General features: G+C 65.7%; 24 protein-coding genes. 17 read left to right on the plus strand and 7 right to left on the minus strand.

The window, feature by feature from the left end; translation table 11 throughout:
* Nucleotides 1–2: 2 nt before the first annotated feature.
* Nucleotides 3–554, plus strand: a complete 552-nt coding sequence (locus TQ29_RS11215; RefSeq protein ID WP_054539226.1) for a permease — start codon at nt 3–5, stop codon at nt 552–554.
* On the plus strand, nt 551–1,039 hold the full coding sequence (locus tag TQ29_RS11220) for a hypothetical protein (RefSeq protein WP_054539227.1): 489 nt from the start codon (nt 551–553) through the stop codon (nt 1,037–1,039). The genes TQ29_RS11215 and TQ29_RS11220 overlap by 4 nt, the downstream gene beginning before the upstream one ends.
* 109 nt (nt 1,040–1,148) lie before the next feature.
* Here the strand turns inward: TQ29_RS11220 and cueR are convergent, their stop codons facing one another.
* From cueR to cbbR, 3 genes are all read right to left on the minus strand, one after another.
* Nucleotides 1,149–1,541 carry a Cu(I)-responsive transcriptional regulator gene (gene cueR / locus TQ29_RS11225; RefSeq protein WP_054539228.1) on the minus strand — a complete coding sequence of 131 codons (393 nt, stop codon included), beginning with the start codon at nt 1,539–1,541 and terminating at the stop codon, nt 1,149–1,151.
* Nucleotides 1,538–3,967, minus strand: coding sequence for a heavy metal translocating P-type ATPase (locus tag TQ29_RS11230; RefSeq protein ID WP_054539229.1), 2,430 nt, complete (start codon nt 3,965–3,967; stop codon nt 1,538–1,540). The genes cueR and TQ29_RS11230 overlap by 4 nt, the downstream gene beginning before the upstream one ends.
* An 82-nt stretch (nt 3,968–4,049) precedes the next feature.
* Nucleotides 4,050–4,970: a LysR family regulator CbbR gene (gene cbbR / locus TQ29_RS11235; protein ID WP_054539230.1), complete on the minus strand. Its 921-nt coding sequence runs from the start codon at nt 4,968–4,970 to the stop codon at nt 4,050–4,052.
* A 105-nt stretch (nt 4,971–5,075) separates the two neighbouring features.
* Here cbbR and TQ29_RS11240 point away from each other — a divergent pair, with 105 nt between their 5' ends.
* The 14 genes from TQ29_RS11240 (at nt 5,076) to TQ29_RS11305 (ending at nt 19,971) form a co-directional block, all read left to right on the plus strand.
* Entirely contained in the window at nt 5,076–6,083 is a 1,008-nt protein-coding gene (locus TQ29_RS11240; RefSeq protein ID WP_054539231.1) for a class 1 fructose-bisphosphatase, read from the plus strand.
* An 11-nt stretch (nt 6,084–6,094) separates the two neighbouring features.
* Complete coding sequence (locus TQ29_RS11245) at nt 6,095–6,967, plus strand: phosphoribulokinase (protein WP_037211442.1); 873 nt, start codon at nt 6,095–6,097, stop codon at nt 6,965–6,967.
* 12 nt (nt 6,968–6,979) lie between these two features.
* Nucleotides 6,980–8,965 (plus strand): transketolase, encoded by a 1,986-nt coding sequence (gene tkt, locus TQ29_RS11250; protein WP_054539232.1) that lies wholly within the window; start codon nt 6,980–6,982, stop codon nt 8,963–8,965.
* Between the two features lie 13 nt (nt 8,966–8,978).
* A complete protein-coding gene (gene gap, locus TQ29_RS11255) occupies nt 8,979–9,980 on the plus strand; it encodes a type I glyceraldehyde-3-phosphate dehydrogenase (protein WP_054540412.1) in 1,002 nt (333 codons plus the stop codon).
* Nucleotides 9,980–11,185: a phosphoglycerate kinase gene (pgk, locus tag TQ29_RS11260; protein ID WP_054540413.1), complete on the plus strand. Its 1,206-nt coding sequence runs from the start codon at nt 9,980–9,982 to the stop codon at nt 11,183–11,185. Before gap ends, pgk begins: the two co-directional genes overlap by 1 nt.
* 12 nt (nt 11,186–11,197) lie before the next feature.
* Complete coding sequence (gene fba / locus TQ29_RS11265) at nt 11,198–12,277, plus strand: class II fructose-bisphosphate aldolase (RefSeq protein WP_054539233.1); 1,080 nt, start codon at nt 11,198–11,200, stop codon at nt 12,275–12,277.
* 20 nt (nt 12,278–12,297) lie between these two features.
* Nucleotides 12,298–13,764 (plus strand): form I ribulose bisphosphate carboxylase large subunit, encoded by a 1,467-nt coding sequence (locus TQ29_RS11270; RefSeq protein WP_054539234.1) that lies wholly within the window; start codon nt 12,298–12,300, stop codon nt 13,762–13,764.
* Between the two features lie 11 nt (nt 13,765–13,775).
* Nucleotides 13,776–14,165: a ribulose bisphosphate carboxylase small subunit gene (locus tag TQ29_RS11275; protein WP_037208660.1), complete on the plus strand. Its 390-nt coding sequence runs from the start codon at nt 13,776–13,778 to the stop codon at nt 14,163–14,165.
* A 147-nt stretch (nt 14,166–14,312) separates the two neighbouring features.
* Nucleotides 14,313–15,233 (plus strand): CbbX protein, encoded by a 921-nt coding sequence (gene cbbX, locus TQ29_RS11280; protein WP_037208658.1) that lies wholly within the window; start codon nt 14,313–14,315, stop codon nt 15,231–15,233.
* Nucleotides 15,230–15,928, plus strand: a complete 699-nt coding sequence (rpe, locus tag TQ29_RS11285) for a ribulose-phosphate 3-epimerase (protein ID WP_054539235.1) — start codon at nt 15,230–15,232, stop codon at nt 15,926–15,928. Before cbbX ends, rpe begins: the two co-directional genes overlap by 4 nt.
* A 68-nt stretch (nt 15,929–15,996) precedes the next feature.
* A complete protein-coding gene (locus TQ29_RS11290; protein ID WP_054539236.1) occupies nt 15,997–16,941 on the plus strand; it encodes an MBL fold metallo-hydrolase in 945 nt (314 codons plus the stop codon).
* Nucleotides 16,941–17,498: a thioredoxin family protein gene (locus tag TQ29_RS11295; RefSeq protein WP_054539237.1), complete on the plus strand. Its 558-nt coding sequence runs from the start codon at nt 16,941–16,943 to the stop codon at nt 17,496–17,498. Before TQ29_RS11290 ends, TQ29_RS11295 begins: the two co-directional genes overlap by 1 nt.
* Entirely contained in the window at nt 17,495–18,169 is a 675-nt protein-coding gene (gph, locus tag TQ29_RS11300) for a phosphoglycolate phosphatase (RefSeq protein WP_037208650.1), read from the plus strand. Before TQ29_RS11295 ends, gph begins: the two co-directional genes overlap by 4 nt.
* Before the next feature lie 116 nt (nt 18,170–18,285).
* Nucleotides 18,286–19,971, plus strand: coding sequence for a bifunctional protein tyrosine phosphatase family protein/NAD(P)/FAD-dependent oxidoreductase (locus TQ29_RS11305; RefSeq protein ID WP_054539238.1), 1,686 nt, complete (start codon nt 18,286–18,288; stop codon nt 19,969–19,971).
* A gap of 75 nt (nt 19,972–20,046) precedes the next feature.
* On the opposite strand, the gene TQ29_RS11310 is transcribed toward TQ29_RS11305, so the two are convergent.
* Entirely contained in the window at nt 20,047–20,364 is a 318-nt protein-coding gene (locus TQ29_RS11310) for a phasin family protein (RefSeq protein WP_054539239.1), read from the minus strand.
* A 172-nt stretch (nt 20,365–20,536) separates the two neighbouring features.
* Entirely contained in the window at nt 20,537–21,676 is a 1,140-nt protein-coding gene (locus TQ29_RS11315) for an alpha-D-ribose 1-methylphosphonate 5-triphosphate diphosphatase (RefSeq protein ID WP_054539240.1), read from the minus strand.
* Nucleotides 21,677–21,756: 80 nt separating this feature from the next.
* Here TQ29_RS11315 and TQ29_RS11320 point away from each other — a divergent pair, with 80 nt between their 5' ends.
* Entirely contained in the window at nt 21,757–22,446 is a 690-nt protein-coding gene (locus TQ29_RS11320; protein WP_054540414.1) for a DUF1045 domain-containing protein, read from the plus strand.
* Here the strand turns inward: TQ29_RS11320 and phnN are convergent.
* A complete protein-coding gene (gene phnN / locus TQ29_RS11325; protein ID WP_054539241.1) occupies nt 22,428–22,970 on the minus strand; it encodes a phosphonate metabolism protein/1,5-bisphosphokinase (PRPP-forming) PhnN in 543 nt (180 codons plus the stop codon). The genes TQ29_RS11320 and phnN overlap by 19 nt on opposite strands.
* The gene (phnL, locus tag TQ29_RS11330) at nt 22,970–23,650 is read right to left on the minus strand and encodes a phosphonate C-P lyase system protein PhnL (RefSeq protein WP_054539242.1); all 681 of its coding nucleotides are present in this window, start codon (nt 23,648–23,650) and stop codon (nt 22,970–22,972) included. Before phnL ends, phnN begins: the two co-directional genes overlap by 1 nt.
* Nucleotides 23,651–23,655: the final 5 nt, after the last annotated feature.

Raw genomic sequence — 23,655 nt, forward strand, 5'->3', positions numbered from 1 at the left:
CCATGCAACCCGATCCGCCCTCTCCCGGCTCCAGCACGCCGCGCAAACTCATCGACGGCAGCCTGATCTTCATCACCGCCCTCGCCGTTGCCGGCGGCGCCGGGGTTTGGTGGCTGAAAGGCGGCGACAAGTTCCGGGAGATCCTTCTGATCGAAACCGGCTTCGCCGTGATGCTGCTGCCGAAAATCCTGGCTGGCATCCTCATCGCCTCCTGCCTGCCCCTGCTGATGTCGCAGCGCCGTATCCAGGCGCTGATCGGCCCCGAAAGCGGGCTGCGCGGGCTGATGATCGCCACGCTCGCCGGTGTGGTGATCCCCGGCGGGCCCAGCGTGACCTACCCGCTGACCCTCGGCCTGATGTCCGCCGGCGCCGATCTGGGCGCGGGGGTCGCGCTGGTGTCGGGCTGGGTGCTGGTGGGGCTGAACCGCACGCTGATCTGGGAGCTGTCCTTCCTGCCGCCGGAATTCGTCGCCCTGCGCGTGGCCCTGTCGCTGCCCGCGCCGGTGCTGATCGGATGGGCCGTCCGGCGCTACATCAACGGTGCAGCACGATGAACATCCTGATCGGAACCATCCTGCTCTGGGCGCTGGCGCTTTTGATGCTGCGCCGCCTGAAGACACAGGCACCCGAAAGCCTGCCCGCGGTCTATGCCCGCGGCAAATCCACCTTCCTGTTCATGGTCCCCCGCATCTTCATAGGCTTGATCGGTGCGGGCTTCCTGGCGGAACTTCTGCCGGTGGATCAGATCGATCGCTATTTCGGAGCAAACTCGGGCCTCGCGGGTGTGCTGCTGGCCACGCTGTTCGGCGCCGCGACACCGGGCGGCCCCTTCGTGGCCTTCGCGATCGGCGCGGCCGCACTGAAGGCGGGCGCGGGCTGGGCGCCGCTGATCGCCTATGTCACATCATGGTCGGTGATGAACCTGAACCGTTCGATCGCCTATGAACTTCCCTTCATGGGCCGCCGCTTCCTGTTGTTCCGCAGCGCGGCCTCTCTGCCGCTTCCCATTCTGCTGGGGGCATGGCTTCTGCTGTTCTGACGAAGCGCCTTCATCTTTCCCGAAATATCCCCGCCGGAGGCAAGAAAACCAAGGTCCGGACAGAAACATTCTTGCCTCCGGCGGGGATATTTCCCGAAAGATGAAAGGGTCAGCGGCTTTCTCCCGCCAACCCTGTCAGGATCGGGCAATCCGGGCGGTGATCACCCGCACAGGCGGAAATCAGGTCGGACAGTGTGGCGCGCATCGACCGAAGCTCCGCGATCTTGCTGTCGATCTGCTCCAGATGTTTCTGCGCGATGCGTTTGACATCGCCGCTGGCCCGGCCCTTGTCGGCATAGAGCGTCAGAAGCGCGCGGCATTCCTCGATCGTGAACCCGAGCGACCGGGCGCGGGCAAGGAAGCGCAGATTGTGCACATCCGTCTGTGAAAAATCGCGATACCCGTTGGCGCCCCTGCCGGGGGTGATCAGCCCGATCTCTTCGTAATAGCGGATGGTCTTTGCCGGAAGGCCCGCCCGGGTGGCGGCCTGGCTGATATTCATGCCGCGCCCCTGACGAACCGCAGCCGCAGCGCGTTCGACACCACGAAGACCGAAGACAGCGCCATGGCCGCGGCCGCCAGAATCGGTGACAACAGCGGCCCGCCGAAGATGGCCAGCACCCCCGCCGCGACCGGGATCAGCAGCACGTTGTAGCCGAAGGCCCAGAACAGGTTCTGCCGGATGTTGCCCATGGTGCGGCGGCTGATTTCCAGCGCGTTGACCACGCCCGCCACATCGCCCGACATCAGCACCACATCCGCCGCCTCGATCGCCACATCGGTTCCGGTGCCGATGGCGATGCCGATGTCGGCGCGGGCCAGCGCCGGCGCGTCGTTGATGCCATCGCCCACGAAGGCCAGGCGGCCATGCGCCATCAGCTCTTCGACAGCGGCGACCTTGCCTTCGGGCAGAACCTCGGCCACCACATGGTCGATGCCCAGATCGGCGGCGATGGCATTGGCCGTGGCCTGCGCGTCGCCCGTGATCATCGCGGTTTTCACCCCGCGCGCGTGCAGCGCGGCGATGGCGGCCCTGGCCGAGGGTTTCACCGGGTCCGACACGCCGATCACCGCCGCCGCGCGCCCGTCGATCGCCGCGTAGACCGGGGTCGCGCCCGTCCGGGCCAGTTCCGCGCCCTTCGCCGACAGCGCCCCCAGCGCGATGCCTTCCCGCGCCATCAGCCGTTCGGCGCCGACCAGCACCGCGGCCCCGCCCACTGTCGCGCGCAGGCCGAAGCCCGGCAGCGCCTGAAACCCTTCTGCGGGCGGGGCGGCCTCGGGCCCCGCCTCTGCCACGATGGCCCGTGCGATGGGATGTTCGGAAAACGCCTCGGCCGCGGCGACCCGGGCCAGCACATCCGCCCGTTCGACCCCCTCGGCCACGGTGATCGAGGTCAGCGCGGGGCAGCCTTCGGTCAGCGTGCCTGTCTTGTCGAAGGCGATCACGCGCACGGATTGCAACGCCTGCAGCGCGTCGCCGCGCCGGAACAGCACGCCGAGTTCCGCCGCGCGCCCGGTCCCGACCATGATCGACGTCGGCGTCGCCAGGCCCATGGCGCAGGGGCAGGCGATGATCAGCACCGAAACGCCCGACACCAGCGCCAGCGCCAGCGCGGGCTGCGGGCCGAACACCAGCCATGCCAGAACGGTCAGCAGCGCCGCGGCCAGAACCGCCGGCACGAACCAGGCGGTGATCCGGTCGACCATCCCCTGGATCGGCAGTTTCGCGCCCTGGGCCTGTTGCACCATCGCGATGATCCGGGCCAGCACCGTATCACGCCCCACGCGCGTGGCGCGGAAGGTCAGCGCGCCCTGCCCGTTGATCGTGCCACCGGTCAGCGGGTCGCCGGGGCCTTTTTCAACCGGCAGCGGCTCGCCGGTGATCATCGCCTCGTCAACGAAGGACTGCCCCTCGGTCACCTCGCCATCGGTCGCCACCCGCTCGCCGGGCCGCAACTGGATCAGGTCGCCCACGCGGATCGCCTCTATCGGGCGCTCTTCGGGGCCGTTCGCGCCGATCACGCGCGCGGTGTCGGGGCGCAGCCCCATCAGCGCGCGGATGGCGGAGCCGGTGCGGCCCTTGGCCCGTGCCTCGAGCATCCGGCCCAGCAGGATCAGCGTGACGATCACCGCCGCCGCCTCGAAATAGACATTGCGCGTGCCCTCGGGCAGCACGGAGGGCGCGAAGGTGGCCAGGGTGGAATAGGCCCAGGCGGCCGAGGTGCCCAGCACCACCAGCGAATTCATGTCGGGCGCGCGGCGCAGCAGCAGCGGCACGCCCTTGCGGAAGAACCGCTGGCCGGGCCAGGCCAGGACCAGCGTGGTCAGGGCGAACTGGATCACATTCGCGGCCGTGTGGCCGATGGTCTGTCCGATGAAGGCATGAAACGCCGGGAACAGGTGGCCGCCCATGGCGAGGATCACCACCGGCAGGGTCAGCCCGGCGGCGATCAGAAGATCGCGGCGCAGGGCCTGCGCCTCGGCCTCCTGCCGGTCTTCGGCGGGGGCGTCGCCGGCCTGTTCGGGCACGGCCTCATAGCCCGCCGCGGAAACGGCGGCGGCAACGGCGGCGGCATCGCCCCCCGCCATCTGCACCCGAAGCTGCCCCGAGGCCAGGTTCATTGAGGCGCCCAGAACCCCCGGCTCGGCCAGCGCCGCCTTTTCGATGCGGCCCACGCAGGACGCGCAGCTGGCGCCGCTGACATTGAATACCGCCTCTTGCGTATCCACGCCGAAGCCCGCGTTCTTCACGGCCTCCAGCACGGTATCCAGTGGGCCGGTATAGGACACTTCGGCGGTTTCCGAGGCGAGGTTCACCGATGCCTGCTCCACCTCCGGCACGGCGGCCAGCGCGGTTTCGGCGCGGCGCACGCAAGAGGCGCAGTTCAGTCCTTCGATGCGGAAACGGGTGGTTTGCATGGCGCTCATGGCCGGGCTCCTTTTCAGGTCCTGCCGAAGATAGTGCTTCCAGTTACTGGAAGGTCAAGGGTCGCCACGGGACAATTCGCGCTCAGACCGGAAGGAACGCGCCGTTCTGATCGGCGATGAAGCGTTGCACCCGCTGGCTGGCCGCGCTCAGCTCGACATCCGAACGGTGCAGCAGGAACCATTGCCGCACGATGGGCAGCCCTTCGATGTTCAGTTCGACAAGGCGCCCGGCGCGCAGCTCCTCGGTGACCGTGTGGCGCGAGATCAGCGCGATGCCGAGCCCCGCGATGACCGCCTGCTTGATGGTCTCGTTGGTGCCGATCTCGACGATCTTGTAGGTCGTGCCCTGCCCCACGCGATCCAGATACCGCACCATCAGGATACGCGTGCCCGAACCTTCCTCGCGCGCCAGAAAGGTTTCGTTCATCAGCGCGTCGGGCGGGACCATCCCCGGCCCTGCCAGCGGGTGGTCGGGCGGCGCGATCAGCACGTGCGGGTGCGGGCCCAGCGGCAGGGAGGACACGGCGGGGCTGCGCGGCGGGCGGCCCATGATCGCCATGTCGATGGAACCGTTCTGCAGCCATGCGACAACGCTGTCGCGGTTGCCGACCTTCATCTGCACCTCGATTTTCGGATAGACCGCCTGCAGCCGCGCCACCAGCGCCGGCGCAAAATATTTGCCGGTGGACACGATGCCCAGCACCACCAGCCCTTCCATCCCGCTGTTGAGGGCGCGCACATGCCCGGCGCAGGAGGCCAGCGTGGCCTCGATCACCTGCGCGGCCGACAGCACGGTCTGGCCCTGACGGGTGAGCTGCGCCCCGCCGCTGGCGCTGCGGTGCAGCAGTTTGCTGGCGAAATTCTCCTCCAGCAGGCGCAGCTGGGTATGCACCGCCGGCGGGGTCAGGCCCAGCGCCTCGGCCGCCTGCGTTATCGAGCCGCAGGCCGCCACGGCCCCCAGCGCACGTAACTGCTTGAAAGTAACCGCTTCGGGCTTGGTCATTAGATTTTCCTTAATGCGAATTACAGCTTATTAAATTCTATAATCTGAATGAGTCTGGGATAGCAAGATTGTTGCGCACTCCGGTGCCAGATTCGGGAGGAAATTATGCAGACTGTGATTCCGATTGGAAAATCGGAGCATGTCCCCACTGCGCTCCGGCCGCTTATCGTGGCGCTGGCCGAGGTCGGCGCGGAACTGGCGCGCACCATTCAGCGGGGTCCGCTGGGCGGCGCGCTGGGGCAAGAGGTCGGCACCAATCTGGGCGGCGACGGACAAAAGGCGCTGGACATCATGGCCGATGCCGCCTTTGCCGCGCGGCTGAAACTCGCCTCGGTGCGCTGGTACGCCTCCGAAGAGCAGGACGAGGTGATCGAGCTTGATCCCGCCGGCCGCTACGCGCTGGCCATCGACCCGCTCGACGGATCATCGAACATCGATGTGAACGTGTCGATCGGCACCATCTTTTCGGTGTTCGAGGCCAAGGACGGCGCCGATGAAAGCGTGCTGCGCCCGGCGACCGAGCAGATCGCGGGCGGCTATATCATCTATGGACCGCAGACGATGCTGGTGGTCACCTTCGGCGACGGCACGCAGGAATACCTGCTGGACCCCGACAGCCGCGAGTGGCTGCTGATCAACCCGGCGGTGCGCGTGCCCGACACCTCGCGCGAGTTCGCGATCAACGCCTCGAACTATCGCCACTGGCCGCAGCCGATACGCGCCTATATCGACGATTGCATCGCTGGCGAGGAAGGCCCGCGCGCGCAGAATTTCAACATGCGCTGGGTGGCGTCTCTGGTGGCCGAAACCCACCGCATCCTGACCCGTGGCGGGGTGTTTCTCTATCCGGGCGATGCCCGCGAAGGCTATGCGATGGGCCGCCTGCGCATGGTCTATGAATGCGCCCCCATCGCCTTTGTGATGGAGCAGGCCGGCGGCGGCGCCACCGACGGGCATGACCGGATCATGGGCAAGACCGCCGAAACCCTGCATGCCCGCACCCCGTTCGTGTTCGGCTCGCCCGAAAAAGTCGCCCGTGTCGCTGCCTATTTCGATCTGCCCGAACAGGAGGTCTCTGCCCTGTTCGGCGCCCGCGGCCTGTTCCGCGTCTGAGGAAAGAACCGATGAGCAAGAAACATCCGATCATTTCGGTCACCGGCTCGTCCGGCGCCGGCACCTCGACCGTCAAGCATACGTTCGATCAGATCTTCCGCCGCGAGGGTATCAAGGCCGTGTCGATCGAGGGCGACGCCTTTCACCGCTACAACCGCGCCGAGATGAAGGCCGAGCTGGATCGCCGCTATGCCGAGGGCGACCCGACGTTCAGCCATTTCTCCTACGAGGCCAACGAGCTTTCGGAGCTGGAGCGGGTGTTCCGCGACTATGGCGCCAGCGGCAGCGGCAAGACCCGCCACTATGTGCATGACGATGACGAGGCCGCGCGCTGGGGCGTGCCGCCGGGCGAGTTCACCGGCTGGGCCGCGTTCGAGGATGGCAGCGACCTGCTGTTCTACGAAGGCCTGCATGGCGCGGTGGTGAATGCGCAGGTCAACCTGGCCAAACACGCCGATCTGAAGGTGGGCGTGGTGCCGGTGGTGAATCTGGAGTGGATCCAGAAGATCCACCGCGACAAGGAAAAGCGCGGCTACACCACCGAGGCGGTGACCGATGTGATCCTGCGCCGGATGCATGCCTATGTGCATTGCATCACGCCGCAGTTCACCCAAACGGATGTGAATTTCCAGCGCGTGCCGGTGGTCGATACCTCGAACCCGTTCATCGCCCGCTGGATCCCCACGCCCGACGAAAGCCTGGTGGTGATCCGCTTCGCCAATCCGCGCGGCATCGATTTTTCCTATCTGACCTCGATGATCCACGACAGCTGGATGAGCCGGGCCAATTCCATCGTCATTCCGGGCGGCAAGATGGATCTGGCGATGCAGCTCATCTTCACCCCGATGATCGAGCGCCTTGTCCATGAATCCCGCCGCGCCTGAGGAGGAGCCGAGATGAACCAGATGCGTGTTTCAACCGCCCATGAGGCGATCATGGCCAATGCCATCCGCGCCCTGACGATGGATGCGGTTCAGGCCGCCAACTCCGGCCACCCCGGCATGCCGATGGGCATGGCCGATGTCGCCGCCGTGCTGTTCAACCGCTTCATGGCCATCGACCCAAGCGCGCCCAGATGGGCCGACCGTGATCGGTTTGTTCTGTCGGCCGGGCATGGTTCGATGCTGATCTACGCGATCAACCACATGCTGGGCTATGCGGATATGGGCATGGATCAGATCCGCGCCTTTCGCCAGATGGGATCGCGCACCGCGGGCCACCCCGAATACGGCCATGCCGACGGCATCGAGGTCACCACCGGCCCGCTGGGCCAGGGCATCGCCACCGCCGTCGGCATGGCGCTGGCCGAACGGATGCAGAATGCGCGGTTCGGCGGCGATCTGGTGGATCACTTCACCTATGTCATCGCCGGCGACGGGTGCCTGATGGAAGGCATCAGCCAGGAAGCCGCCGACTTGGCCGGCCACTGGGGCCTGGGCCGGCTGATCGTGCTGTGGGACGACAACAAGATCACCATCGACGGGTCCACCACCCTGTCCACCTCGACCGATCAGAAGGCACGCTTCGCCGCCTCGGGGTGGCAGGTGCTGTCGATCGACGGCCACAACACGGTCGAGATCGCCGATGCGATCGAGGCGGCGCGCGAGGATCCGCGCCCCAGCCTGATCGCCTGCCGCACCATCATCGGCTTCGGCGCGCCGAACAAGCAGGGCACATCCGCCACCCATGGCGCCCCGCTGGGCGAGGCAGAGATCGCCGCCGCCCGCAAGGCGCTCGGCTGGACCAGCCCGCCGTTCGAGATCCCCGAAGAGGCCGCCACCGCCTGGCGCGCCGTCGCAAAGCGTGGCCACGCCGTGCGGCTGGCCTGGGAGGAGCGGCTGGCGGCCTCGCCCCGCGCCGGTGCCTTCACCGGCGCGCTGGCGGCCCCCGATGCCGCGCGGCTGGGCGATGCGATCTCCGAGTACAAGGCCCGCCTTTCGGCGGAGGCGCCCAGGCTGGCCACCCGCAAGGCCAGCGAGATGGCGCTGGAGGTGGTCAATGCCACCCTGCCCAACATGATCGGTGGCTCGGCCGACCTGACCGGCTCGAACCTGACCCGCACCAAGGGCATGACCCCGGTCAGCCGCGACAGCTACGGCGGCGACTACATCCACTACGGCATCCGCGAACATGGCATGGCCGCCGCGATGAACGGCGTCGCGCTGCACGGCGGGTTCGTTGCCTATGGCGGCACGTTCCTGGTGTTCACCGATTACTGCCGCCCGGCGATCCGGCTGTCGGCACTGATGGGGGTGCCTGTCACCTATGTCATGACCCATGACAGCATCGGGCTGGGCGAAGACGGCCCTACCCATCAACCGGTGGAGCATCTGGCCTCTCTGCGCGCCATGCCCAACCTCAACCTGTTCCGCCCCTGCGACGCGGTCGAAACCGCCGAAGCCTGGGCGCTTGCGGCCACATCGGCCGGCACCCCCAGCGTGCTGGCCCTATCGCGTCAGGGGCTGCCGACCCTGCGCACAACGCACAGCAGCGAAAACAGGGTGGCGCGCGGCGCCTACCTGCTGCGCGAAGCCGACGGCACCCGCGACGTGACCCTGATCGCCACCGGATCGGAGGTGGAAATCGCGATGAAGGCCGCCGATCTGCTGGCCGCCGGGGGTATCCGCGCCGCCGTCGTCTCGGCCCCCTGTTTCGAACTTTTCGCCGCGCAGGATGCCGGCTACCGCGCCGCCGTTCTTGGCACCGCGCCCCGCGTGGGGGTGGAGGCCGCGGTGGAACAGGGCTGGGACAAGCTGCTGGGCGACAACAGCGCCTTCGTGGGCATGCAAGGCTTCGGCGCCTCGGCCCCGATTGCCGCGCTCTACCAACATTTCGGCATCACCGCCGAGGCCGTCGCGGCGGCCGCCAGGAACCTGATCTGAAGAAGGGATGGACATGACCATCAAAGTTGCAATCAACGGTTTCGGCCGCATCGGGCGCAATGTGCTGCGCGGGATCGTGGAATCGGGCCGCACCGATATCGAGGTGGTGGCGATCAACGATCTGGGGCCGGTGGAAACCAACGCCCATCTGCTGCGCTTCGACAGCGTGCATGGCCGCTTTCCCGGCGAGGTCACGGTGGCCGGCAACACCATCGACGTGGGCCGTGGCCCGATCGAGGTGACCGCGATCCGCGATCCCAAGGCGCTGCCCTGGGCCGGCATCGACGTGGCGCTGGAATGCACCGGCCTGTTCACCGCCCGCGAAAAAGCCGCGCTGCATCTGGAGAACGGATCGAGCCGCGTGCTGATCTCGGCCCCCGGCGCGGACGCCGACAAGACCATCGTCTACGGCGTCAATCATGGCACGCTCGGCGCCGCCGATACCGTGGTCTCCAACGCCTCCTGCACCACCAACTGCCTGGCGCCCGTGGCCAAGGTGCTGAACGACGCCATCGGCATCAAGCGCGGGTTCATGACCACGATCCACAGCTATACCGGCGATCAGCCGACGCTGGACACGATGCACAAGGATCTCTACCGCGCCCGCGCCGCCGCGATGAGCATGATCCCCACCTCGACGGGTGCCGCCAAGGCCGTGGGCCTGGTGCTGCCCGAGCTGAACGGCAAGCTGGACGGTGTCGCGATCCGGGTGCCCACCCCGAACGTGTCGGTGGTGGATCTGACCTTCGAGGCCGCGCGCGAGACCACGGTGGACGAGGTGAACGCCGCCATCCGCACCGCCGCCAACGGGCCACTGACCGGCGTCCTTGGCTTTACGGACGAGGCCAATGTTTCGATCGATTTCAACCACGATCCGCATTCCTCGGTCTTCCACATGGATCAGACCAAGGTGATGGACGGCAACATGGTCCGCATCCTGTCTTGGTACGACAACGAATGGGGCTTTTCGAACCGCATGGCCGATACCGCCGTGGCGATGGGGGCGCTGATCTGATGGCGATTACCCCGATCACTGACATCAATGTGGCGGGCAAGCGGCTTGTCGTACGGGCGGATCTGAATGTTCCGCTGGCCGATGGCAAGGTCGCCGATGCCACCCGCATCACCCGCTTTGCCCAAGGGATGAAACCCCTGCTCGCCCAAGGTGCGCGGCTGGTCATCCTTAGCCACCTTGGCCGCCCGAAGGGCGAGTTGAACCCGGCGTTTTGCCTGCATCAAATCGAAAGCACATTGGCAGATGCCCTTGGATGCCCGGTGACCTTTGGTGAAACCTGCGCGGGGCCAGTGGCGGAAAACGCCGCTGCCGCCCTGAAGGACGGCGAAGTGCTGCTGTGTGAAAACGTGCGGTTCGAACGCGGCGAAGAGATGAACGACCCCGGCCTGGCGCGAAAATTCGCAGCCCTTGGCGACATCTACGTTAATGACGCGTTTTCCTGTGCCCATCGCGCCCATGCCTCTACCGCGGCCATCGCAGAGCTTTTGCCCGCCACCGCCGGCCCGTTGATGATTGAGGAGATGGAGGCGTTGACGGCCGCCCTTGAGGCCTCAAACCGCCCCTCTGTCGCGATTGTCGGCGGGGCAAAAGTTTCCAGCAAGATCGCGGTACTGAAACATCTGGTGCAAAAGCTGGACGCGGTGATCGTGGGTGGCGGCATGGCCAACACCTTCCTGTTCGCCAAGGGCGCGCCGATGGGGAAATCCCTGCATGAGGCCGATCAGGTTGAGACGGTGAAGGAAATCCTGCTGCTGGCGAAAGCTGCCAAATGCGAAATCTTTTTGCCCGAAGACGTGGTTGTCGCGAAAGAGTTCAGGGAAGGCGCGCGCAAGAAGATCGTCGTCTGGAACGAATGCCCCGAAGACGCCATGATCCTCGACGCGGGCAGCGCCGCGCTGCGCAACTTTCAGGGGGTGCTGGCCGGGGCGCAGACCATCCTGTGGAACGGCCCGCTGGGCGCCTTCGAAATCCCGCCCTTCGATCATTCGACCATGGCGCTGGCCGAAACCGCGGCCGAGCTGACCCGCGCCGGGCTGTGCGTGTCCGTCGCCGGCGGGGGCGACACCGTGGCGGCGCTGAACACGGCCGGTGTGGCCGATGATTTCACCTATGTCTCCACCGCCGGTGGGGCCTTTCTGGAATGGCTGGAGGGGCGTGTCCTCCCCGGTATCGCGGCGCTGGACCGCGCCGATCAAGCCGCCTGACGGAGGATAACAATGGCATTGATAACCCTGAGGCAACTTCTCGATCACGCGGCCGAGCACGGCTATGGCGTGCCCGCCTTCAACATCAACAACATGGAACAGGGGCTGGCGATCATGAACGCGGCCAGGGCCGTGGAGGCGCCGGTGATCCTGCAGGCCAGCCGCGGCGCGCGCTCCTACGCGGGCGACATCATGCTGCGCCACATGGTGCAGGCGCTGTCGGAAATGTACCCCGATATTCCCATCTGCCTGCATCAGGACCACGGCAATAACGAAGCCACCTGCCTGACCGCCATCCGCCATGGCTTCACCAGCGTGATGATGGACGGCAGCCTGGAGGCCGACATGAAAACCCCGGCCTCCTACGATTACAACGTCGATATCACCCGCCGCGTGACCGAAGCCGCCCATTGGGTTGGCGCATCGGTCGAGGGAGAGCTGGGCGTTCTGGGCAGCCTTGAAACCGGCGAAGCGGGCGCGGAAGACGGGTCTGGCGCGGTTGGCAAGCTGACCCACGATCAGCTTCTGACCGATCCCGATCAGGCCGTCGATTTTGTGCTGAAAACCAAATGCGATGCGCTGGCCATCGCCTGCGGCACCAGCCACGGCGCCTACAAGTTCACCCGCAAGCCGACTGGCGACATCCTTGCGATGTCGACGATCGAGGCGATCCACCGCAAACTGCCAGACACCCATCTTGTGATGCACGGCTCGTCTTCGGTGCCGCAGGCGTTGCAGGATCTGATCAACGCCAACGGCGGCGAGATGCCGCAAACCTATGGCGTGCCCGTCGAGGAAATCGAGCGCGGCATCCGCATGGGCGTGCGCAAGGTGAACATCGACACCGACTGCCGGATGGCGATGACCGGCCAGTTCCGCAAGGTCGCCACCGGCAATCCACAGGAATTCGACCCGCGCAAGTTCCTGATCCCCGCGATGAAAGAGATGGAAACCCTGGTCGCCGACCGGTTCGAACGGTTCGGCACCGCCGGCCATGCCGGCAGGATCAGGGTGATCCCGATGGACGACATGGCCGCCCGCTATACCGCCGGCGCGCTCGACCCGAAAACCGCTGCCGCGGCAGCCGCCTGACCGCTCAAGGAGGACGTGTCATGAACAAGCAAACCACCCCCAAGGAAATCAAGGGCAAGGAGCGCTACAAGGCCGGCGTTCTGAAATACGCCCAGATGGGCTATTGGGACGGCGATTATGAACCCAAGGATACCGACGTGCTGGCGCTGTTCCGCATCACCCCGCAGGACGGCGTGGATCCGATCGAGGCCGCCGCGGCGGTGGCGGGCGAAAGCTCCACCGCCACCTGGACCGTGGTCTGGACGGACCGGCTGACCGCCTGCGACCAGTACCGCGCCAAGGCCTACAAGGTGGAACAGGTGCCCAACAATCCGGGCCAGTATTTCTGCTACGTGGCCTATGACCTGATCCTGTTCGAGGAAGGCTCCATCGCCAACCTCACGGCCTCGATCATCGGCAATGTGTTCAGCTTCAAACCGCTGAAGGCCGCGCGGCTGGAAGACATGCGCTTCCCCGTCGCCTATTGCAAAACCTTCGCCGGTCCGCCCACCGGCATCGTGGTCGAGCGTGAAAGGCTCGACAAGTTCGGCAAGCCGCTGCTGGGCGCCACCACCAAGCCCAAGCTGGGCCTGTCGGGCAAGAACTACGGCCGCGTGGTCTATGAGGGGCTGAAAGGCGGCCTCGACTTCATGAAGGATGACGAGAACATCAACTCGCAGCCCTTCATGCACTGGCGCGACCGGTTCCTCTACTGCATGGAGGCCGTAAACAAGGCCACCGCCGAAACCGGAGAGGTCAAGGGCCACTACCTGAACATCACCGCCGGCACGATGGAAGAAATGTACGCCCGCGCCGCGTTCGCCAAACAGCTCGGCAGCGTCATCGTGATGGTTGACCTGATCATCGGCTGGACCGCGATCCAGTCGATCAGCAAATGGTGCCGCGACAACGATATGATCCTGCACATGCACCGGGCAGGCCACGGCACCTACACCCGCCAGAAAAACCACGGCATCAGCTTTCGCGTGATCGCCAAATGGCTGCGCCTGGCGGGCGTCGATCACCTGCACACCGGCACCGCCGTGGGCAAGCTCGAGGGCGACCCGCTGACCGTGCAGGGCTATTACAACGTCTGCCGCGAAACCCGTAACGAGATCGACCTGCCCCGCGGGCTGTTCTTCGAACAGGACTGGGCCGACATCAAGAAAGTGATGCCGGTCGCCTCCGGCGGCATCCACGCCGGACAGATGCACCAGCTTCTGGATCTCTTCGGCGATGACGTTGTGCTGCAGTTCGGCGGCGGCACCATCGGCCATCCGATGGGCATTCAGGCGGGCGCCACCGCCAACCGCGTGGCGCTGGAATCCATGGTGCTCGCCCGCAACGAAGGCCGCGACATCCGCAACGAAGGCCCCGAAATCCTGCGCGCCGCCGCCAGGTGGTGCAAACCGCTTGAGGCCGCGCTCGATACCTGGGGCAACATCACCTTCAACTACACCTCGACCGACACGTCGGATTTCGTGCCGACCGAAACCCCGGCAATGTAAGGAGAAAACACATGCGTATCACCCAGGGCTGCTTCTCTTTCCTGCCCGATCTCGACGACACCCAGATCACCGCGCAGGTGGACTATTGCCTCGAAAAGGGCTGGGCCATCGGCATCGAATATACCGATGACCCCCATCCCCGGAACACCTACTGGGAGATGTGGGGCAACCCCATGTTCGACCTGCGCGACGCCAAGGGCGTGATGATGGAGCTGGACGACTGCCGCAAGGCGCACGGCCAGTCCTACATCCGCCTGATCGCCTTCCACGATGAACGCGGCTTCGAAACCGTGCGGATGTCTTTCATCGTCAACCGGCCGGACACCGAACCGACGATCCACATGCAGCGCACGGATACCTCCGGCAGGGCGCAAAGCTACGCCTGGGACGTGCGGCGCTGAACAGGGGGCGGCCTGCGCCTGCGGCCGGCTGCCCTTCATCTTTCCCTAAATATCCCCGCCGGAGGCAAGAAAGTTCCGGCGTGCCCGAAAAGATTCAATGCCTCCGGCGGGGATATTTGCAGAAAGATGAAAGCAAGGAGTATCAGGATGGACAGCGCTGTTCCGAAGACCGTCGATCTGGCCGCCGAATACGAGGCTTCGGGTGTGGCCGAGGTGTTGCGCGAGCTGGACGAGGAGCTGATCGGGCTGGAGCCGGTCAAGCGGCGCATCCGCGAAACCGCCGCGCTGCTGCTGGTGGACCGCGCCCGCCGCGACATGGGGCTGAGCCATGAGACCCCGACCCTGCACATGAGTTTCACCGGCAATCCCGGCACCGGCAAGACCACCGTGGCGCTGAAAATGGCCGGGCTGCTGCACCGGCTGGGCTATGTGCGCAAGGGGCATCTGGTGTCGGTCACCCGCGATGATCTGGTCGGGCAATATATCGGACATACCGCGCCCAAGACCAAAGAGGTGCTGAAAAAGGCCATGGGCGGGGTGCTGTTCATCGACGAGGCCTATTACCTCTACCGCCCCGACAACGAGCGCGACTACGGGCAGGAGGCAATCGAGATATTGCTGCAGGTGATGGAGAACAACCGCGACGATCTGGTGGTCATCATGGCCGGCTATGCCGACCGGATGGACAAGTTCTTTTCCGCAAATCCCGGTTTCCGGTCGCGCATCGCGCATCACATCGAGTTTCCCGATTACAGTGACGCGGAATTGCTGCGGATTTCGGAGCGGATGCTGGAAGAGCAGAACTACGTGCTGAGCGCGGGTGCGGCGCTTGCTTTGAAGGAATATATTGACCTTCGGCGCAAACAGCCGCATTTCGCCAATGCCCGCTCGATCCGCAACGCGCTGGACCGGGCGCGGCTGCGCCAGGCCAACCGCCTGTTTCAAACCGCCAAGGGGCCGCTTGATGCCGAGCAGCTCAGCACGATCGGCGAGGAAGACATCCGTGCGAGCCGCGTGTTCCGGGGGGGCCTGGACGTGGACCGCCCAGCTGAAGGAGAGAAAGCATGAGCTTTGACCGTTCCATCAAGATCGCCCCGTCGATCCTGTCTGCCGATTTCGCCAATTTCGGCGCCGAGATCCAGGCCATCGAGGCGCAGGGCTGCGATTGGGTGCATGTCGATGTGATGGACGGGCATTTCGTGCCCAACCTGACCTTCGGCCCGCCGCTGTGCAAGGCGATCCGCCCGCATGTGAAGACGGTGATGGATGTGCATCTGATGATCTCGCCCGTCGATCCCTATATCGAGGCCTTTGCCGAGGCGGGCAGCGATATCATCACCGCCCATCTGGAGGCCGGGCCGCACATCCATCGCACGCTGCAGGCCATTCGTGGCGCCGGCTGCAAGGCAGGGCTGGCGCTGAACCCCGGCACCGGGATCGAGGATGTGGACTATCTGCTGGATATGGTGGATCTGGTCTGCGTGATGACGGTGAACCCCGGTTTCGGCGGGCAGAAGTTCATCCACTCCCAGATCGACAAGGTCAAGCGCCTGCGCGCGATGATCGGCGACCGGCCCGTGCATATCGAGATCGACGGCGGCATCACCCCCGACACCGCGCCGCTGATGGCCGCCGCGGGGGCGGATGTTCTGGTGGCCGGGTCGGCCGTGTTCAAGGGTGGCTCGGTGTCGAACCCGGCGCCCTATGGCGAGAATATCCGCGCCATCCGCGCCGCGGCCGAGGCTGTCGCGCGGGCCGCGTGACATCGCGGGGCTGGCCGAACACATTCAGATGTGACTATGCTTCCCCGTCACTTGGGAGGAGAGGACGCATGATCCGCAAGACGTTGCTTTTGGCGCTGCTGGCCGCACCCGCGCTGGCCAGCGAGGATATCCCCGATCAGTATCCGCAGTCGGTGCTGTATGAAAAACCGGTGGAGGTGATCCCCGGCATTTTCTCGGCGATTGGCGCCACCGCCCCGCCGACCTATGAGAACGCCGGCCATAACAACAACCTGTCCTTCATCGTCACGGGCGACGGGGTGATCGTGGTGAATGCCGGCGCCAACGCCGCGCTGGCGAAGGCCCTGCATGACGAGATCCGGGCGGTGATCGATCAGCCGGTCAAGCTGGTGATCAACGAGAATGGCCAGGGCCATGCGATGCTGGGCAACAGCTATTGGGTCGAGCAGGGTATCGACGTTCTGGCCCATGTGGACGCGGCCGAGGAATTCGCCGACACCTCCTTTCAACTGCTCGAAGGCATGAAGCGCTATGCACGTGAGAATGCGCAAGGCACCGTGGCGCAGGGCCCGACCATCACCTTCGAGGATAGCTACACCATCGACATGGGCGACATGCATATCGAGGTGCTGCATCTGGGCCCGGCGCACAGCCCCGGCGATATTCAGGTCTGGCTGCCCGAACAGCGCTTCGTCATCGCCGGAGACATCGCCTTTCACGAGCGTATGCCGCCGATCTTTGCCGAAACCTGCACCTCTTGCTGGATCGAGACATGGGAAACCGCGTTCGAGCCGCTGGGCGCGCTTTACGTGATCCCCGGCCACGGCCACCCGACCAACATGGATCAGGTGCGCCGTTATACCCACGACTACCTTGTCTATCTGCGCGGCAAGATCGGCGAACACCTGGAAAATGGCGGCGCGCTGGACGATGCCTATTACGTCGATCAGTCGCCCTATGCCCATCTCGACACGTTCGAGGAGCTGGCCACAAAGAACGCCGGCGTCGTGTTCACGGAAATGGAGTTCGAGTGATGGCCGTTTCGCCCCCTGTCTGCGATTTCGGATGGCATGCGCCTGATTTCTTTCTGCCTGGCACCGATGGCAGGGCGCATCGCCTCGCCGACGTGGCGGGGGAAAAGGGTACTGTGGTGATGTTCATCTGCAACCACTGCCCCTATGTGATCGCCGTGCGCGACAGGATCATCCGCGATGCGAAGGATCTTCAGGCGCTGGGGATCGGCGTTGTCGCGATCAGTTCGAACGATGCCGGGGCCTATCCCGAAGACAGTTACGAGCGGATGACGGAGCTGGCCGAAGAGCTGGCCCTGCCCTTCCCCTATCTCTATGACGCCGATCAATCGGTGGCGCGCGCCTATGGCGCGGTCTGCACGCCCGATTTCTTTGGCTTCGATGCCGGTCTGGGCCTGCAGTACCGGGGCCGGCTCGATGCCTCGCGCAAGGCGGCGGGGCCGGCGGATCTGCGGCGCGACCTTTACGAGGCGATGAAGCAGGTGGCCGAAACCGGCCGGGGCCCGGCGGAGCAGATCCCCTCGATGGGCTGTTCGATCAAATGGAAAGACGCGGCATGAGGGCAGTTATCTTCGATCTCGACGGCACGCTGATCGACAGCGCGCCCGACATCCACGCCGCCGTCAACCGCATGCTGGCCGAGATCGACGAGGAGGCGCTGAGCCCCGAGACCGTCCGCTCTTTCATCGGCAACGGTGTTCCGGTACTGATCGAACGGGTGATGGCGGCCAGGGGGCTGCACGAGGCCCGCCATTCCGCGCTGCACGAGCTGTTCCTGCGCCACTACAACGCCGATCCGGCGACGCTGACCACGCTCTACCCCAATGCCCGGGCGGTGCTGGAGCAGTTCGCGGCAGAGGGCATCGCCCTGGGCATCTGCACCAACAAGCCCGAGGCGCCGACCCGCAGCATTCTGGCCGCCTTCGGTCTCGACGCGATGTTCGCCGTGGTGATCGGCGGCGACACGTTGCCGGTGCACAAGCCCGATCCGGCGCCGCTTTTGGCGGCGGCACGGGCGCTGGGGCGCGACAGCACCGTCTATGTCGGCGACAGCGGCGTCGATGCGCAAACCGCCGCGGCCACCGGCCTGCCCTTCGCGCTCTTCACCGAAGGCTATCGCCGCCAGCCGGTGCAAGAGCTGCATCACGATGCGAGTTTCGCCGATTTCGCCGATCTGCCCGCCATCGTCGCCCGTCTGGCCCCCCGGCCCGCCGAAACGCGCGCGCCTTGATCGGCCACCGCCTTGTGATACTGGAGTGAGACCGGCCCCGCGCTTCTTGTGAAACATTCAACTTACTATATGTTTCGGAAAACCCGCGGCCGGCCCGGCTTCTTTTGGAGGACATCATGGAAATCAAACCCATCGCCCCGAGTTTCGCGGCATCGCCGCAGATCCAGCCATCCGATGTCACCCTTGCCGCAGAGGCCGGTTACAAGACGATCGTCTGCAACCGCCCAGATGGCGAGGCCGACGATCAGCCGCCCGCCTCGGAAATCGCCGAGGCCGCGCGCGCGGCGGGGGTGGAATTCCGGTTCCTGCCCTTCAAGCCCGGCATGATCTCTGACGACACGCTGCGGGCGTTCGAGGATGTTCTGAAAACCTGCAAGGGGCCGGTTCTGGCCTATTGCCGCACCGGCACACGGTCATCCACGCTCTGGGCGCTGGCGCGGGCCGACATGCTGTCGCCCGACGCCATCCTGTCGGCCACGGCGCAGGCCGGGTACGATCTGTCGGCGCTGCGCCCGCGTCTGGAACAGCGGTTCGGCATGGATGTGCAGCGGGCACAGCCCGAAGGGTTCGACGTGCTGATCGTCGGCGGCGGTGCCGGCGGGATCGCGACGGCGGCCTCGATCCTCAAACGCCGACCGCATGCCAGCGTGGCCATCATCGAGCCGCGCGAGGAGCATTACTATCAGCCCGGCTGGACGCTGGTCGGCGCGGGCATCTTCGACAAGAGCCAGACGGTACGCCGGATGGGCGACGTGCTGCCCGACGGGGTGAAATGGATCCATGGCGCGGTGGCCGGCTTCCTGCCCGACACCAATGAGGTGACGCTGGAGAACGGCGCCCGCTACGGCTATGAGGTGCTGGTGGTTTCGCCCGGCCTGAAACTGGCGTGGGAGGCGGTGCAGGGCCTGCCCGAAACCCTGGGCAAGAATGGCGTGACGTCGAATTACCGTTTCGATCTGGCGCCTTACACCTATGAGCTGACGCAGCAGATGCGCAAGGGCAAAGCGCTGTTCACGCAGCCGCCGATGCCGATCAAATGCGCCGGCGCGCCGCAGAAGGTGATGTATCTGTCATCGGATTACTGGCTGCGCACCGGGGTACTGAAGGATATCGAGGTCGAGTTCTGCAATGCCGGCGGCGTGCTGTTCGGTGTCCCCGATTACGTGCCCGCGCTGATGGAATACGTTCACAAATACAACGCGCAGCTTTCATTCTTCCACAACCTGATCAAGGTCGATGGCGAGAACAAGGTGGCGACCTTCGAAGTGACCGATGGAGAGACCAGGAGCACTGTCGAGAAAGAGTTCGACATGATGCATGTCTGCCCGCCCCAGACCGGGCTGGACTTCATCAAGGCCTCGCCGCTGGCCGATGCCGCGGGCTGGGTGGATGTGGATCAGGCAACGCTGCAACACCGGAAATTCCCCAACGTCTTCGGCCTGGGCGACGGCTGCTCCACCCCCAATGCCAAGACCGTCGCCGCCGTGCGCAAACAGGCGCCGGTGGTGGCCGTCAACGCGCTGGCCGTGCTCGACGGTCAGGAACTGGTGGCGCAGTATGACGGCTATGGCTCCTGCCCGCTGACGGTGGAGCGCGGCAAGATCGTGCTGGCGGAATTCGGCTACGGCGGCAAGCTGTTGCCCAGCTTCCCCGAATGGGTCATCGACGGCAAGAAACCCTCGCGCCGGGCGTGGTTCCTGAAGGAACGCATGCTGCCCCCGGTCTATTGGCAGGGCATGTTCCGGGGCCGCGAATACCTGGCCGCGCCGCATGTCAGCTTCAAGAAGATCGGAACGGACTGAGCCCCGCCGGATACCAAATCGCCCCCGACGCAGAATCGGGGGCGTTTTCTGGCAGCAGGCAACTGTGTTTCAAGCTCAGCTTTTGGCGTTCTTGAACGCGTCGCCGAAAATCTCCGTGCCCATTTTCATCAGCTTGCCGGTCTCGGCACTGTACTGATCCATCGCCGTTTTCAGATAGCGCGACTGGATCTCGGCCAGCTTCGACATGTCACGGCACTGCATCAGCTCGTGCTGGGTTTTGAAATCCTCTTGCAGGCGCAGGCTCATGAACTCAACAACTTCAGTGCCATAGCGCCCCATATTCTCCATGATGGAGGTGCCGAATGTGCTGAGCGCCGAAAACCCTTCGGTATCTCCCGCCGGGAATATCGACAGCGGCGTCTTGGTGGACATAGTGGTTTTTCCGGTCTGTGCCATAATCTGAACCTCCAATGGCGTCGCGTCAGGCCAAGGCTGACCCGATTCCCGCAACAGTTGTTTACCCTAAGACAACTTTAGCATAATAAAACGCGGCACAGTGTCACCAAAGCACAATATTCTGGCTTTTGCCCGCCAAACGTGCAGATCAGGCCACCCGCCGCCCCTGCACCCATGTCTCGCGCACCATCGGCGTGCCATCGATACGGGCCACCCGGATCAGATCGGCGCGCGCGCCCGGCTCTATCCGGCCCCTGTCGGGCAGCCCGCTGGCATCCGCCGGTGCCCGGGTCACCGTGGCGATGCCGCGCGCCATGTCATCCCACAGATCGCCCAGCATCACCGCCGCCATCAAAAGCGCCGAGGGCACGTAATCGGACGACACGATATCCAGCAGATCCATCTCGGCCAGCGTCGCCGCCGCCACATTGCCCGAATGCGATCCGCCACGGATCAGGTTCGGCGCGCCCATCATCACCGCGATCCCGTGCGCGCGGCAGGCCTGCGCCGCCTCGACCGTGGTCGGAAACTCGGCCAGCCGGATGCCATGCGCGGCCGACACATCGACATGCGCGGCGGTGGTATCGTCATGGCTGGCCAGGATCGCGCCATAGCGGCGCGCCTCGGCCACCGCGGCGGCCTCATGCCGGTCGCCCAGCCTGTCGCGCATCTCCTTGAGGTTGGCGACATGGGCGGCGAACTCATCCTCCGTCAGGTTGTTCTTGCCCATCACATAGGCCTTGAGTTTGGAAATATCGCGGAACTGCCGCTGCCCCGGCGTGTGATCCATCAGGCTGACGATACCCACGCGATCCTCCGGCCCGAACTCCGCCATCTCCTGTACCAGGGTTTCCGAACAGACCTCGGCCCGCAGATGCAGGAAATGGCTGATCCGCAGCGCATCGCGCGCGCGCAGGTCCAGCAGCTCGCTGGCCAGCCCGCGCGCATAGGCCAGATAGCGCCCCTTGCCGCTGGGGATCGAGCCCACGCGCATCGCGTCGAACACGGTGGTGATGCCCACCCCCGCCAGTTCGGCGTCATGGGCGATGATGGCGCTGGCATGGGGCCAGTCAACCTTGGGGCGCGGCTGGATGTGACGCTCCAGATTGTCGGTGTGCAGTTCGATCAGGCCGGGCATGATCATGTCGCCGCCGCAGTCGATCGCGCCGGCGGGCACTGCGCGACCCTGATCGATCTGGGCGATATGGCCATCGCTCAGGCGCACCGCACCCTGCACCACCTCGCCGGGCAGGATCAGCGTGGCATTGGCCAGAATGGTGTCGGTCATGAAAGCCTCCTTGAAGGTCGGGTCGGTGCCGTGCGATGCCTGTCATGCGCGTGTCGCGCGGGCATTTTATGGGTCGGGGCATGAACGGTTACAACAGATACGCCATATATTACGCGCCCGAACCGGGCCCGCTGGCCGATTTCGCGGCCGACTGGCTGGGATGGGATCCCGTCACCGGTACGGAACGGGTGCCACCGGCGCTGCCGGGCCTGCCCCGCCGCGCCGCCGACATCACCGAAACCCCGCGCAAATACGGGTTCCACGGCACCATCAAGCCGCCCTTCCGCCTGGCCGACGGCACCACCGGCGAAGAGCTGCATGCCGAGGCGGCAACCCTCGCCCGACGGCTGCAGCCGGTAACGCTCGACGGTCTGCGCCTGTCGCGCATCGGCCAGTTTCTGGCGCTGACGCCGGTGGGCCGGACCACGGAACTGGCCTCGCTCGCCTCGCTGGCGGTGATGGAGCTGGACGGGTTCCGCGCGCCCCTGACCGAGGCCGAGATCGCCCGCCGCAACCCCAAAAGCCTGAGCGAAACCCAGCGCGCCCTGCTCAGACGCTGGGGCTATCCCTATGTGATGGAGGAGTTCCGCTTCCACATGACCCTGTCGGGCAAACTGTCGGACGAGGACGCCGGCGCCACCATCGACGCGCTGGCCCCGGTCGTGGCGCCGCTGCTGCCCGCGCCGTTCCGGGTCGACAGCCTGTGCCTGTTCGCCGAGGCTGATGATGGACGGTTCCGCCTGCTGCACCGCTATACGCTTTCCGGCTGAAGCGCGCCCAGCATCTGGTCCACCGCCGCCGCGAGCGTCCCATCATTGTGGATCGTGCGAACATCGAGCCCGCCCGGCAGCGCGTAAGAGGCCCGATCCAGCCGCCGGGCGATATCGGCGGCGCTTTCGCGCCCGCGCGCCGACAGCCGCGCGGCCAGCGTCGGCACCGATGCGGTGACATGCAGCACCACCAGACCGGGATAGCGCTGCGCCGCGGCGCGCAGCACCCCGCGCGAGCCGTTGAACACCACATCGCGCCCTTCGGCCAGCACCGCGTCGATCCCGGCCGGGATACCATAGAAAAGCCCGTGCGCCTGCCACCAGATGGCGAAACCGCCGGCATCGCGCATCCGCAGGAATTCGGCCTCTGTCACGCCGTCGAACTCCTCGCCCCCCGCATCCGACGGCCGGGTGATGACCCGGCGCACGAGATGCAGATCGGGCCGCCGCTGGCTGACCGCCGCCATCAGCGTATCCTTGCCCGCGCCCGAGGGGCCGACCACGGCGAACAGGCGCCCGGCCATCACGCCGCCCGCGGGGTGAAGACGGATACATCCACCTCGCGGTCGCAGACCCGCTTGCGCGCCGCCTCGTCATGGAAAATGCCGACGATCGCGGCGCCGCGCGCCTTGGCCTCTTCGATCAGGCCCAGCACCACCTCGCGGTTGGTGGCGTCAAGGCTGGCGGTGGGTTCGTCCAGCAGCATCGCCGGGTAGTCGTAGGCGAAACCGCGCGCGATGTTCACCCGCTGCTGCTCGCCGCCCGAAAAGGTGGTGGGCGACAGGGCCCACAGCCGTTCGGGGATGTTCAGCCGGGCCAGCAACCCGCGCGCATGGGCCAGCGCGGCGTCCCTGTCGCGGCCCACGGTCAGCAGCGGCTCGGCCACCACCTCGACGGTGGGCACGCGCGGCACGACGCGCAGGAACTGGCTGACATAGCCCAGCGTGTGGCGCCGCAGCTCCAGAATCTCGCGCGGTTCGGCCCGGGCCACATCGACCCCGCCTACCAGAATGCGGCCGCTTTGCGCCAGGTAATTGCCGTAGATCATCCGCATCAGCGTGGACTTGCCCGCGCCCGACGCCCCGACCAGCGCCACGCATTCGCCCGGCTCGACCGTGAAATGCGCCCCGGACATCACCGGGATCACCGCGCTGCCCTGATTGTGCAGCGTGAAGGATTTGCAGAGATTTTCGATGGCGATCATGAGGG

It is taken from the genome of Actibacterium sp. EMB200-NS6 (genome assembly GCF_001305615.1).
In the GTDB taxonomy this organism is placed as follows: domain Bacteria; phylum Pseudomonadota; class Alphaproteobacteria; order Rhodobacterales; family Rhodobacteraceae; genus Actibacterium_A; species Actibacterium_A naphthalenivorans.